Genomic DNA, 13,910 nt, shown 5'->3' with positions numbered 1-13,910 from the left:
TTTCGTTTAATTAAAAAGGCGTGCTTTGATTTTTTGTAAAGAGACGGGGATTGAATGTGCATTGAGCGCCCTCTGCTGCCCCTTTACCCGGAGTTCTTTTTGCCTGCTTTTCGAATTGGTGAGTTCACGGCATTTGTAAACTAATTCATCAGCTGACCGGTACGTTTCAATTTCGGAACCTATTTCATACAGGTGCGGCAGACCTTCCGTATACTCGGTTAAATAACAGGCGCCAAGCATCGGTGCTTCCAGGTCCCGGAGCCTGCTGTACGTCATGATATCTGCGGATAAAGTGTTAAATACAGGCACCCGGTTTATCCCCAGGGTTATATTGCTTTCACGTGATAAGCTGATATACTCGTCAAAACCGGGTGCCGCAAAAATGTTTGCGGGAGGCACATTCGAAGGTGATATTTTATGATAGCGGTTCAAATGATAGGCCACAAAGCCCTGTGCGCCTGAATGGCGTAAAAGGTTTATTTGATTCCTGATTTTTTTGAACCTGTTGGAATTTACCGGGTTTAAGGGTTGTTCAGGCGTAGTATCCCAACCACTTCCCCTTATTTGGATATCAAGCCCCTTACTGATCGCTTCGGCCAGCAGCTGCGCGCGTAAATAATCTCTGGAACCTATAAATGAAATGGCATTCGTGCTTTGTTCGGGCGGGCTGCGATATTTAACATCAACCCATATGGGCATCGGTAAATTGATAGGTACAAGGCCTGCTGTTTGATAAAGAGGCAGCGCTTCAACCTCTGGGACCCATACGAGGTCAAATACCTTGAATTCGGGCGGCAGTTTTCTGAATGAGCGGACGTTGTCGCAAAAGAAATTAACACAGGGTATACCCATGGCCTTAATATCTTTGATCGCCTGAACACTGACCTGTTTGGGGTATAAATAGCAAAGGAAAACATCGATATGCTGTCTGTTCGCCCTGATGTACGATAACGTGCTTTCCCAGATCTTATTTTTCCATTTTTGGAGGGCGGGGTCATTTTCATATGGCACCAGGCCTTCCGCCCAGTCTGCTCCGGGTACTTCCGCCCAGTGCATTCCCGCCTCTTCAATCCCGTTTTTAATGGAATAACTCCAAAACCGATAGGCCGGGACCGGATGGGGGATGGCCGTATTATCCTGTAAAAATGATAAGAGTATTTTCATTAAATGCGTTTAAAAAGAACATCTATCTGGTTCAGCTCTGCGCCGACGGGTGTATTATTGCCAAATGCAAAGAGCTGAAACCCATAGCCTGATAAATAGCCGGCTATGTCTAAAAACTGCGCCTGGCCATAATAGTATTCTTTAAATGAAACTTCGCAAATGATATATTTTACCGCGTGTAACCAAGTACCGATACCTTTGAGCGCTTCAAGTTCAAATCCCTGGATATCCAGTTTGATGATCTCCGGCGCGGGAAGCGCCTGCTCATCTATCTGGCGATCAAGCCGTTTGACTTCCACACTTTGCTCCTTTTCTTTTTTGATCCTGAAATGCTCAAATTCTAAAGGGGTGGCATCAAGCAGGCTTGAGGAATCGGAATAACTGGAAATATTCAGTATAGCTGTTTTGTCCGTGCTGCCCACGCAGTACTGGTGCAGAAAAACAGACTCCAAAGCAATGCAATTGTCTTTAAAGGCGTTGACGTGTTCAGCAAGTGGCTCAAATGCATGTATGGTAGCCGATGCCCAAATGGATTTTGCAAGTAAGGTCCAGGTGCCGGTATTGCTGCCTATGTCGAATATGGTCGGCCGGCTGTTTATCGTTTGGTCCTTTTTGATGATTTCGAGCAGTTCAAGCGTATCAATATGGCCGAGCTGAAGGCGGGCGCCCGGTTTATTTTTTAGTTTGCCGAGCCTTCGTTTTCTGGTTAACTCGATCGCTAACCTTTCAAGGAGTTTGTAAGGATTATAAAGAAGGGAGAGGTTCATCGCGGTATATATAATGTTAAGGCAGGCGAAACAGGTTTTTGAGTTGCTTTGTCAATTTCCACCCGATAAGGGAAGCGGTCCTTTTTGTTACGCCACCGGCAACGAACGGGAGGGATGAACCGCCCAGTTGGTTGATCTTTTCCTGCGCCATGCTGACCAGGTTTGGGTATTGCGGATAAATAGTATAAATAAAATGTTGCCAGATATTGGCGGAGGCCATTTTGGCTTCCGGCCCGGTACAGATGGCCAAAAGGGTTTTTGTGGCTTTGTCCATTGACCTGAAAGCTGACTGCACTGCCTGGTGATGTTTGTGACCCGATAAGCTGCCGCTGTTGCCCGAACGGTAATATAAAATTGCGTTTGGATCAAAAATAACGAAGGGAGATGTGAGGATGGCCCGGGTGAAAAAATCAAGATCGTCGATCAGGCTAAGTCCCTCGTCCCAGTAACCGGCTGTCTCAATTATTCGCCGGGGAAGTAAGAATATACCCGGCTGCATCATAGAATGGCCGTTTCTCCAGGAAGAACAAATCCACTGGCAGGCTGGTAAGGTTTGCCAGCATTCTTCCGGGCTAAATTTAAAAGTATGGATATCATTGTTATAAAACCGGCCCCACGTCGCCGAAATTATACATTTGTTATTTGTAACGGCCAGTTCGACCTGGCTTTCTATCATGCCGGGGTTGATGATATCATCGCCGTCTAAAAATTTTATGAACTGCCCCCTGGATTTATTGTAAGCTAAATTACGGGCAGCGGCAGCGCCGGATTTTTTTTGATGGAATAGACGAACATGATCATTTTTCAGGTCCGCTAATATAGATGGCGTCCTGTCTGTCGACCCATCATCCACAATGATGACCTCTAGGTTTTTATAGGTTTGGTTTAATACGGATTGCACGCACTCGCCAATGTGTTTTTCACAATTGTAAGCCGGGATACATACGGAGACTAAAGGAGGATTTATCAGATCAGTTTTTTCCATGAGGTTTTAAAGTAGCCTTCTTTAGAAAGGTCTACATAATGGTGCAAAACCCCTCTGTTGTAATCAATTGAGGCATTATCGGGATTAACTATATATTTTTCGGCCGGTAACACAGTCCTACTGCTATTGCCAATCAGCATAGCCGATAGTGCCTGCTCTAAATAGTAAGTTGTACCTTCCCGTGCTTCCAGGGTTTTAACCCAGGTCTCCAGTTCGGCCCAGTTAATGGTCTGGCTGTTTAACCCAATGGCACCGACATTTATCAGGGGCGATATTTTCGAACCGGACAGTTCTTCCATAAGTTTTTTTGAATACCCGTAAGCGTCACTACAATCAATCATATGCAGCGGTTGCTCCGGTTTGGTCAGCCATTGTATCAGTTCGTCGGGCTTGTTCCAAAAAAGCATATCCGAATCCAACACCAGCTTCCAGGTACCGCCGGGGATGGTGTGTATATCTGTTAGTTTTTTGATATGAGGGTAAACTTTCCGTTTATAATGCAGACAGGGATATAAGTCGGCGGGTAAGGATTTTTGCAGGTTCCGGCCGATCCGCGACTGGGTAATTATCTCTGCACCCGGAAGCTGCCTGTGGATCCTTTCCATTAGCGCGTCATTCATACTGCCATCGTCGACCAAAATGAATTTGAACGGCGTTGCTGTAGTTACAGATAAGGATTGAATGCAGTAAAGCGTTTGGTACAGATAGTTTTTTCCGGTTAAAAAATAAACGGGCAGGCCATCACTTTTGGAGATCACTGGAGGCAGCTCAACCGATCTCTTTTCCATCAATTTGCGTCCGTGCATCATCTTCCGGTAATTGATATACCCTCCGAAACGACCAAACGTCCTTAGTTGCGACCTTGGGTTACGATATAAAAAATCGATAAGTGATTGCACTGTTCTTTTGATTAACTGTTTGCTAAGCCATCGTACAGACCGCAGGCGCCACGCCAGGTTATGTAATTGGGTTTGCTTTTCCAGGCTTTGCAGGTAAACCAGGCTTTTATTTTCCGGGGTCGTACGCCCCATACCGGTATTTGGGGCCAGGGGTTTATCCCGTGGCTTTGCAGCAATTGCACCCATGACTTATTGGTGTTATTAACCAAACGCGCGAGATAACCAGCCTGCATCCGTTGGGCGGGTATAATATGCTTTAACTCAAGTTCGGGAAAGTAGCCAACATCCCAGCCGGATTTCAAAATTTCTATTACAATATCATTGTCACCGCCCGAGCTCAATGATGAACCGATCCTGTCGCTTACGCCGCTTTGGCCCGATAATATTTTACCGATGTAGGTGGTCAGTGCGGTTTTCCTGATCGCCATACCGGCGCCGATGGGGGCACAGGCCGGATAGTTATTGTTCCATTCTTCAATAAGCATATGTTCACCTAAATCGCGGAGTGCAAGGTTGCTGTAAAAAGCACCGAGCCAACCCGGTGGCTCTGCTTCAAACAAAGGCAGCGATTTGCCGCCTATGGCGCCCAATTTGGGACGATGTTTAAAGATCTTCAGCACCTGTTCAAGATAATCTGCGGCCAGGATATTGTCATCGTCAACCATAACGATGGTGCCGCTATCCGAAGTGATAAAACCCTTTAACCGGGCATAAGTCAATCCTTGCCTTGGTTCGCCTATGATGCAGCTGTTCGGGTGCCATGAGATATCGATTTGGCCCGAAAAATCCGTATCAGAATTATTGTCGATAATTTTGAGCTCCCAGGCATCGATAGGCAATGTTTGCGCCCTTAAACCATTTAATGTCTGGTTAAGCCTTTTACTATCCGGGTTGTATGTTGACAGGATTACCGAAAGTTCAGTCATTATATAGTGTATTTGCAATCAAAGGCATGTCAGCCAGTTTAAGCTGATCTAAAATGGAATTTATGACCCTGTCTGCCGATATGAGTCGCATGCATTTTCTGTCGTAGTGGCAAATGTTATGTAACCAGCACGGTGAACATTCTACTGCCGAATAGATGTTATCGAAGCAAGCATAACCCGACTGATCAGGTCTTTCGCGGCCGCCATAAATGATTACAGACCTGCAATCAACCGCTCTTGCCAGGTGCATCAAAAAGCCCACATGTGATATCATGAGCATAGAATTGCTAAGTATGGCGGCAGTTTCCCTTATGGATGTTTTTCCGCGCAGGTCTGTGACATTTTTCAGGGCGGAATCGGTAGATGCGCCTAGCTGAACAAAATTGTAAGTCTCGCATAGATGATCAACTACCTGCTGGTACTTTTCTATTGACCATTCCTTGTTTTGCATGGGGAAACGTGCTCCCGTGCTTGAGGTGGTGACGACGACCTGATTTTTTTTTAGCTGTCCCTTTAATTTTTCCTGATCGGTCAGGTGAAAAACTGGCTTATTAACAATATGGCCATTTAACGATAAGGAATCGGCCATTTTTAAAACAATATGTTTCCGGGGTATGTCGTCCCTGTCGGTAATTTGGTCATAGGAAGTGTACCTGGGGTAAGTTGTTTTTACGTTAAGCGCACGTAAAACAAGACCGGAGAGTAACTCGTTAAACGGCAATACCAGTTTAATGTAAGGGTTATTTTCGAAAAGTTCGGCATGATTGCATTTTATCCAGATGTTTTTATATCCCCGTTCAAAAAGCTCACGGGCCAAAATAGTAAGCAGAAGATTATCACCCAGCGAATCCCCAAATACTAAAATATGTGATGGACTGCCATATTTATGGATCTTTCTTAAGGTTGACAAGACGGTTTTAATGCGGCGGATCAATGATAGTTGGTCTGTCCTGCATTAAGCAGGGAATGTAAGCTGTACTTTTCTTTTTGATTCTAACTTCTTAATAATTCGCGTCCCAAGTTCCTGGCCGGGCACCTCGATCAATGTATAAGTAACCCATGAAATACAAACGCTTACTGAGAATATGACCGCAAACCTGATAAATACTTCGGCGGACGCATTTGAACCATAGTGGTTTAAATTATATTTAACCAGCAAGTTGGCAATTAACAAATGAACAAGGTATAGGCTATAACTTAATTTCCCTACCCAAATGGTAAATTTATTCACTAAAATTGATGTGGGGTATACGGATAGACCGTAAGCCAGGAACGCAAATGCTATTGCAAAAAGATAATGCGCTTTAAATAAGTTGCCACCTGATAGATGAACCAGGATTAAAGCGGCTATAAAGCAATAGGTTTTATACGATTTGAATAGCTGTGTGCTATCTGATTTGTGATTTGAAATGTGATATAGACAAATCCCCATTAAAAATACGGGGAGTTGTGAAATTATATTTTCATAAACAAATACGCTCCACCAAACGCCATCCTTCAGGGGAGGATTTTTTGACATGACGCTGGTCACAATTTTTGCGGCCACTATAAAAGCAAGTGTAATATTAATTGCGCCGTATACCGATTTGATCCGGTAGAACAAAAATGGAAACAGAAGATAAAAAAGCGCTTCAATACCTATCGTCCAGCCGCCCGGTATGGTGGAATTGGTCCAGTTGGGATTAAGCCCGTGCACGAAAAATACATTGGCTGCCACAGAAACGGCCGAAAGGGTATTTATTTGGATAAGGGATACCATTAGTATGGTAAAATAGTAAAGCGGCACTATCCGGAATATCCGCCTCAGGAAATAATTACGTACCGGTTTATACTCAATTTCTTTCTTTTTTCCAAACGAAAGGCAGAGTGTATACGCGCTCATTAAAAAGAATAAGGTTACTCCTTTATCCCCGTTTTGTAAAATATCATCCAAATATACAGGCAAAAAATAGTTGTCTACACCTGCAAAATTGGGGTGCGAATGATGAAGTATAACCATTATTATGGCAATGCCCCTTAACGCGTCGATAAATTTAAGCCGTTGCATCTGTTTTATCGTTAACGTGGCCTGGCTTTAAGCTCCAATAGATCATCCTGAAAAGGATCTGAATGCGGGCCGGAAACCCAAGGTCACTTGGTTTTGTCATATAATAAAAAACATTTCCCCAGGCAAAACGCATATCCTTTTTTTGTCTGGCCAGGTACAGGCAGCAATAAACAGATGTATCCAGGCATTTTAATACATCATCTATTTTGCCGGTGGCTTTGTTAACCGCTAAGAATTTATAATGATAACTGAAAAACCGGTAATCGTAAGCAGTAGAGCTCAGACCGGCCTCACCAAAGCGAGCGATATCGGTATTGATATACCTTGTCTTAAACACTTCATTACAGAACACCTTGAGCGTTAAATGGTAATCGGCCGCTATCTTAAAGTCAAGACTGTATCTGCCCGTATAATTAAATAAGTGCCGCTTATAAAATACACCCTGATGATGGATACCCCGTGACAAAACTTTGGATACGGTGTCATCAGCATATCTTATTTCAGAAAGGGCACCCCATACGTTGCCGTACACCAGGTCGACCTCCTCCTGTTTTATCGCTTCCGAAACTTCAGCTAAAACAACCGGCGAATAAAAGGTATCATCGCCACCCATGAAATAAACCCATTCACCTGCGGCCATGTCGATGCCTTTGTTCATAGCATCGTAAATCCCTTTATCCGGCTCCGAAATTACCTTGACAGTTGTTGCCGGGTAACGGCTTCTAAAACTGCTGATGATTGCTAAGGTATTATCTGCAGACCCGCCGTCAACAAAAATCAGTTCGTGGTTTTTAAAACTTTGGCCTGCAATACTATTGAGCGTATCAGCTAAAGTTTCAGCGCTATTATATAAGGGGATTATAATGGAAAAAAATGGGATCAATTAAGATTGGCCTTTAAAACTTTATTGGTTTCGTTAATCCATATTTCAAAACCGTCCGGGTTCCAATGGGCATCGCTGCGGTAAAACAAGTTGCGCTTATCGGTTCTGAAAATATTATATATCGATATTACGGGAAGGTCGGTACCCTGTTCGATACGTTCCAGTAAGTGATTATAGGTCATTCTTTTGTTATCATATACGGATACCGGGTTCGGTATCACAGATAAAAAGACCTTATTAAAGCCTATGGAGCTGTAATAGTTTTTTGCTATGCTCAAATTCTGCCTGATGCTGTTCACCTCCGCGTTGGGTCTGTGCCGGAACGCAGATTGAACGCTGTCGGTATCTACAGTGGTATTCAGGAATAACCGTTTTTTATCGGTGCTTACGGCAACCTCGTTGGCAACTCTTTTAAACAAGGAATAATTTAGCGACGCCTTTGTTTCTTTAAAAATGGTAGCGATCTTATTGTCGAACAATATCATTTCAAGATTGCGGCTTAGCGCTTTATTGAAAATAACGTTACCTAGGCGTTCCGCAATAGATATATCGGGCTTATTTACTGACCCTGTGGTGGTAACAGAACTATTTGGCTTATCGGTCGGGCGCTGTTTCGCTTCCCCGGTTTTGTTCAGCTCATATCCGACGAGATTGCGTTCCGCAAATTCGAGTACGAGGTAATTTTGCTTGGTAGGGTCCGGTATAACCGGTCCGAATGGGAACCGGTTGTCCAGGAAAATGACATCGTCGAAATCCTCAAAGGCACCGTAAAGCGTTTTATCAGCCAAAAAACTGTCGCCGATAATGTAGAGTATCCTGCCGGTGGAAGTTTGTTTTTTTTTCAAATTATACCGCTTAAAGGGTTCTAATTCAAATTTATACTGTGGCAGATAACACAAACCGTAAAGGTCACCATAACGCCACCTGTCGGAATGGGTAAATAAAAAGCCGTAAATAAGGTTATCCCGGGTGGGTTTCGGGTCCAGGTGGCCGAAATATTTTTCCTGTTTGATTTTATTGATAAATGACTGATTCATGGCCGTCACCAGCATAATGATGCTAATTACCAATAAAATTATACCCGCAATCCTTTTCATCAAAATTGAAAATAGATAAATTGCGCCTCGTTAAATACACCGAATAAATAACAGGCGCAACATAACGCGCCGGTTATCAATAGTTTTTTTTGGCTGGAGCAGGCAGCGGAACGCCGAAGGTACCCCTCCCCTAAAAGCAAGGCCATAATGATCAGGGCGCAGTAGCCTATTTCGTTGACAGACATGATCTTGCCCGCGGAGTATTTGAAATCGCCTCCGGCAAATATTCTGTTGAGAATGTACATAGCGTCGGTGATGTTATAAGCCCTGAAAAAGATCCATGCGAGGCAAACCAGGTTGAAAGTGATAAGCCATTTCAAAAAGGCAAAGCCTTTGAGATGTATACCGAGCTTCCCCAGGACCTGATAGCCGATCAGCAGGCAGCCATGTATTAGGCCCCAGGCCAGGTATTTCCAGTTTGCACCGTGCCACAGGCCGCTTATCAGGAATACAATGAGAAGGTTGATGCATGTCACAGAGAAATTAATTTTACTGCCCCCCAATGGAATGTACAAATAATCGCGGAACCATGTAGAGAGTGATATATGCCAGCGTTTCCAAAAATCCGCAAGATTACCTGCAAGATATGGCAGGTTGAAATTTTGCATTAGTTCGATGCCCAGGACCAGCGCCGCACCGATGGCCATATCAGAATAACCGCTAAAATCGCAATAAATCTGGAATGCAAAAAAATAAGTGGCCACCAGTAGGTCAAGCGATGAATGTCCGTGCGGATGGGTAAATACGGGGTCGACGTAAAGCCCCAGCCGGTCGGCGATCACCACTTTTTTAAACAGGCCGATCGCTATAAACAACAATCCGGTTACCAGGTTTTTGCTTGCAAACTTGTTGACCCTGTGCAGCTGCGGCAGGATATGCTGCGGCCTTTCAATAGGCCCGGCCACCATTTGCGGATAGAACATGACATACAAAGAATACAAGCCAAAATGTCTTTCGGCCTTTTGATTGCCCCTGTAAACTTCGATCGTATAGCTCATAGCCTGGAAAGTATGAAATGACAGGCCTATGGGTAATATAAAATCCAGCAGCGGTAATTGCGGCCCGTTGAACAATGGTGAAATGATGTTTATGTTTTCTGCCAGGAAATTAAAATATTTATAAAAGGCCAGCACCCCGATATTTGCCGCAAGACTTAAAACAAGAAACAGTTTACGGGTCTTCCCGCGCGAGCGCTGAATCAGGAGGCCGCTACAGTAATCAACAACAATGGTAAAAATAATAATGAGAATGTACGTTGGCTTAAAGTACATGTAAAAATAACAGCTGGCGGCCAGAAGCCAGGCCCACCTGAATTTATGCGGCAGCAGATAGTAGGATATCGTGACTATTGAAAAAAATAAAAGAAACAGAAGAGAATTGAATAACATCCTATCTGCTATTTAGCGTGCTGAAACCCATATTTATCTATAAATTTATCAATGTCAAAAAAATACTTTTCAACTTCCCTGATTTTTTCGCTATCAAAATCCCACCACTTTATTAGTTCTAACTGGCTTATTTGTTGTTCGTTAAATCGGTATTTAACTATTTTAATCGGTGAACCATATGCTATTGCATAGGGGGGGATGTCTTTGGATACGACTGCTCCGGCGCCAATTACTGCCCCATTTCCAATTGTTATTCCGTCCAGAATCGTCACATTCATTCCAATAAAAACGTCGTTGCCTATTTTAATAGGTTTTCGCTCCTGTATTTTATTTTCGTTTCCGTAATGAAACCCCGCCTGATTTAATGTCGAATAAAAAACAGGTGATGTGGAAAGCCCGTCAGTTGGATGGATACCCCAGCCGCAAATGACATTCGGGCCTATAGAGCAATATTTACCTATATTAGAAAAACTAATGAAAGCATTCCGGGATATATAAGAACCTTTACCGACCGTGGTTTTATATATATTATAAGGCGCTAATATTTTCACGTCATTTATTTCAGATTCATTGATTTCGGACACAGATAAGGATGTCAGCCGGTGAGCGCTGAGCCACCGCAGTTCCTCTATTTCCGGAATAAATGTTTTAACTAATTTGAACAGTATATTTCTTAACGACCACTTCATCCTAAATCATCGAATAGTTTATATAGTTTTTTCCTTATACGATTTAAAAAAACGATGCGCTTCCATTCATGTACGGTCCCATGAGCATCCGGGCCCCATATTTTTTGATGGTCTTCTTCCCATTTCGCTTTCATTTTCGGGTCTGATGTTTTGGCATCGTCGTGTACATGAGCTACGGACAGCGGCTCTTTTATTAAAGCCCTCTTGTGGCCTTTTACCATACGGAGCCACAGTTCGTAGTCAAGCGCACAGTACAATTCCTCCCAGATGGGTTCATGTATGCGGGCGTTCCAAAAAGTTGATGGCTGTATTAAGCTCGGGATTTTTATAAAGTAGTCAGTATAAGGAAGTGTTTTAATTTGCTCAAATTCCCCTGTTGCGACTTTATAATTGTAACCATAGCCGTAAATAAATTCTGCTTTTGAACTTAAAAATTGCTGAATAACTTTTTGAAAGACGCCTTTTAAATAATAGTCATCGCTATTGATCCACGCATGGTATTCGCCTGATGATAAACTAAATCCCAAATTAATGGCATTGCCCTGCCCATCGTCTTTGGTGCTTTGCCAGTAACTTATCCATGGCGAATATTTTTCGAGTATTTTCGTGGTGTTGTCTGTGCTCCCGCCGTCAATAATGATATATTCCAGGTTTGGATAGTTTTGTAATAATACTGCCCGTATGGTTTGCTCAATGAATTGACCCTGGTTGAATGAAGGGGTAACAATTGTCAGTTTGGGCCATTTTATACGGGTATCATAAATATCGGGACTGGTTTCTTCATCCCAGGGCCAGCCTTTGTTTTCCTGTTCCGGCTTAGGTATCATTTTGTACAATCCTGTTTTGGCATGGCCGCTTTGCGACAACGGCGTAGTGACACCGTTGTCTTTAAAGATTGTTCTATATTTTTTTAGATCGGGCAGGTTCATTTTAAAACGGATGACCGGCGGGAATGCAGGAGTTAATATATTCGGCAAACTGTTTTTCTTCAAGCGGCCTGCTGATAAGCGGAGGCATCTGCAGATCAATTTCATGCAGCATATCTAAAAGTTGCGGATAAGAGTCATACACAGCTATACCTTTAAGATCAAAACAACTTCTTGCCGCGTGTATGTTCAATATTAGCGGAAGCCCCGCCAGCAATAATTCAGGCACGCGCGTTAGTGCCCCGCCGGAGGGCTGCTGATGAATAATGGCGCAATCAGACGCTGTTATAAGACGAGACAGGGTGTCGTTATCCACTCCCCCCCAAATATGTATATGGCTGCCTTTAAACGTGTCCTTCAGCCGTTCAGAACCGAAGCCCGCTACCTGTATTTTAAGGCCCTGTATATTTTCAATATGCTTGAGTAAATCAAAGTAGCCATCAAAGGTTGGCTTGTTATGAAAGGTCCCAAGCAGTAAGATGTTTTTTGTTGACCTGCCTGACGGTGGTATATGTTGCCTTTTTTTCCTTATGCTCAGCAAAAATTGCTCTGCTTCGCGGGGCGGGTAATAGGGCAGATACGAGGCGTTTAAGCCCGCGTTGGAAAGTAACCATTGTTCTTCACGGGATATGGTATAGGTTTTTTTACAATAGCCTAAATATCTTAATTCTTCAAGTAACCAGTCGGGTGACATTTTACCGGAAAATACACTTTTAGAGCCCGCTACCATCGATTCAATATTGTGAGGCAAAGCTATTGCAGATATGTTATTTTTATACAATACCTCAGCTAATAGCAGATTATATTCAACCGTCGACTCCCAAATGAACAAGTGGGGTTTTTGTTCCCGAACAAATTCTTCAAACAGCTTGATATACCGGCCGACTGCATACTTGTTTTTATGGCCGGTTTTCAAATTGGGGTTATGGCCCAATCCTTTGAGATAAAGTAATATTTTCCAATTGGCGGAGAAATTATTGGCAAGGTCGGCAGTCCCTGCGGTTATACCCGCGTTAATCAGTATTTCGCTGATCTGTGCGGTACGTTTGTTGCCGCCATGCCCGAAAGCGTCAGGTAAGAAATGTGAATGCTTATATATTTTAAACATTTAATGCTTGCTTACGTGCTGATAACTCCTGAGATAATTTTCGGATTTTTATGGTATCATCAGCAACATCAGAAAGGCGGAACCCGGTAAATTGATAAAATGATTCGGATTCATAAGAAGTAACCCACTTGCTGTCAGGGAAAACCCTGCTTACAACGTATCGTATAAAAACCAGACATAAAAGCAAAGTTTTTTTATAGATCGGCAAATTGTTTATCTTAATTTGTCTGGTGTACAGATTTAGAATGCGCGATTCAAAAGCGCTGCCGCCGAGAAGCTTTCGCTGATAGGTAGTCGTCAACCTTTCTGCCGGCATGTAGTGTTTAAAAATCAGCCCGTCATTATAATATAATTTACAGCCCGCCAGTTGAATACGAAAGCAAAATTCAACATCCTCTCCTCTGGCCAGGGTATCTGTATGAGGGCCGGTTAAAAATGAGGGAAGATTTTTATAAACCTTTTTGTAAAGTGACTTCCTGAAGACCATACCCGCACCCCAAATATATTGAGCATAGGGCAAATAGCCTGTTCTTTCGCGTTGTTTGCCAACAGCGTAGGCGTATTGATACCGCCCGAACCAGTCCGGTAGCTGCATTTCGGTTATGGCGATACCTTGACCTCCGGCCGCACCAACAAGGGGTTCAAGGCGCATGATTTCGTAAGCCTTTCCAATATAATCATTGTTCAACCAATTATCATCGTCGCAAATAATGACGTATTCATAGGTCGAACAACCGATACCCGTATTTAATGCATTGTGTTTGCCGGGTTTGGGTTCGTTTACAACCTTAAAAGCAACTTTGGGTAACTGGTACCTGTCCCATTCTTTGTTAGCCACTTCTGCCGTATCATCCGTGGACGCATTATCTACAACGATAATTTCCCAATCGATAGCCGGCCTAACGTCTTGTAAAGCTAAATGGCGAAGGGTGGCAGGCAAACGTGAAGCGCTATTGTAACAGCAAATCAATACCGATACGCCCGCAGTGGTAAGCCCGGCTGCTGTATGATCAGAATGCAGATTCAATCTT

At 43.4% G+C, this 13,910-nt stretch carries 14 protein-coding genes; all 14 read right to left on the bottom strand.

Going from position 1 to position 13,910, the window contains the following annotated elements; translation table 11 throughout:
• Nucleotides 1–6: 6 nt before the first annotated feature.
• On the bottom strand, nt 7–1,164 hold the full coding sequence (locus NPE20_RS04950) for a glycosyltransferase family protein (RefSeq protein ID WP_256537497.1): 1,158 nt from the start codon (nt 1,162–1,164) through the stop codon (nt 7–9).
• Nucleotides 1,164–1,931 carry an FkbM family methyltransferase gene (locus NPE20_RS04945; protein ID WP_256537496.1) on the bottom strand — a complete coding sequence of 256 codons (768 nt, stop codon included), beginning with the start codon at nt 1,929–1,931 and terminating at the stop codon, nt 1,164–1,166. Before NPE20_RS04945 ends, NPE20_RS04950 begins: the two co-directional genes overlap by 1 nt.
• A 16-nt stretch (nt 1,932–1,947) precedes the next feature.
• A complete protein-coding gene (locus tag NPE20_RS04940) occupies nt 1,948–2,916 on the bottom strand; it encodes a glycosyltransferase family 2 protein (RefSeq protein ID WP_256537495.1) in 969 nt (322 codons plus the stop codon).
• Complete coding sequence (locus NPE20_RS04935; RefSeq protein WP_256537494.1) at nt 2,898–3,815, bottom strand: hypothetical protein; 918 nt, start codon at nt 3,813–3,815, stop codon at nt 2,898–2,900. Before NPE20_RS04935 ends, NPE20_RS04940 begins: the two co-directional genes overlap by 19 nt.
• Nucleotides 3,816–3,826: 11 nt before the next feature.
• A complete protein-coding gene (locus tag NPE20_RS04930; protein WP_256537493.1) occupies nt 3,827–4,741 on the bottom strand; it encodes a glycosyltransferase in 915 nt (304 codons plus the stop codon).
• Complete coding sequence (locus NPE20_RS04925) at nt 4,734–5,651, bottom strand: glycosyltransferase family 9 protein (protein ID WP_256537492.1); 918 nt, start codon at nt 5,649–5,651, stop codon at nt 4,734–4,736. The genes NPE20_RS04930 and NPE20_RS04925 overlap by 8 nt, the downstream gene beginning before the upstream one ends.
• A gap of 45 nt (nt 5,652–5,696) precedes the next feature.
• On the bottom strand, nt 5,697–6,788 hold the full coding sequence (locus NPE20_RS04920; RefSeq protein ID WP_256537491.1) for an acyltransferase family protein: 1,092 nt from the start codon (nt 6,786–6,788) through the stop codon (nt 5,697–5,699).
• On the bottom strand, nt 6,775–7,671 hold the full coding sequence (locus NPE20_RS04915; protein ID WP_256537490.1) for a glycosyltransferase family 2 protein: 897 nt from the start codon (nt 7,669–7,671) through the stop codon (nt 6,775–6,777). Before NPE20_RS04915 ends, NPE20_RS04920 begins: the two co-directional genes overlap by 14 nt.
• On the bottom strand, nt 7,668–8,768 hold the full coding sequence (locus NPE20_RS04910) for a hypothetical protein (RefSeq protein WP_256537489.1): 1,101 nt from the start codon (nt 8,766–8,768) through the stop codon (nt 7,668–7,670). Before NPE20_RS04910 ends, NPE20_RS04915 begins: the two co-directional genes overlap by 4 nt.
• Complete coding sequence (locus tag NPE20_RS04905) at nt 8,768–10,039, bottom strand: MBOAT family O-acyltransferase (protein WP_256537488.1); 1,272 nt, start codon at nt 10,037–10,039, stop codon at nt 8,768–8,770. Before NPE20_RS04905 ends, NPE20_RS04910 begins: the two co-directional genes overlap by 1 nt.
• Nucleotides 10,040–10,164: 125 nt before the next feature.
• Nucleotides 10,165–10,845 (bottom strand): CatB-related O-acetyltransferase, encoded by a 681-nt coding sequence (locus tag NPE20_RS04900; RefSeq protein WP_256537487.1) that lies wholly within the window; start codon nt 10,843–10,845, stop codon nt 10,165–10,167.
• Entirely contained in the window at nt 10,842–11,822 is a 981-nt protein-coding gene (locus NPE20_RS04895; protein WP_256537486.1) for a glycosyltransferase family 2 protein, read from the bottom strand. Before NPE20_RS04895 ends, NPE20_RS04900 begins: the two co-directional genes overlap by 4 nt.
• A complete protein-coding gene (locus NPE20_RS04890; RefSeq protein ID WP_256537485.1) occupies nt 11,776–12,879 on the bottom strand; it encodes a hypothetical protein in 1,104 nt (367 codons plus the stop codon). Before NPE20_RS04890 ends, NPE20_RS04895 begins: the two co-directional genes overlap by 47 nt.
• Complete coding sequence (locus tag NPE20_RS04885) at nt 12,872–13,906, bottom strand: glycosyltransferase (protein WP_256537484.1); 1,035 nt, start codon at nt 13,904–13,906, stop codon at nt 12,872–12,874. Before NPE20_RS04885 ends, NPE20_RS04890 begins: the two co-directional genes overlap by 8 nt.
• Nucleotides 13,907–13,910: the final 4 nt, after the last annotated feature.

This window comes from Mucilaginibacter aquariorum (assembly GCF_024498135.1).
Lineage (GTDB): Bacteria > Bacteroidota > Bacteroidia > Sphingobacteriales > Sphingobacteriaceae > Mucilaginibacter > Mucilaginibacter aquariorum.
The sequence above is the reverse complement of the archived record's forward strand: the minus strand, read 5'-3'. Positions and strand labels throughout refer to the sequence as shown.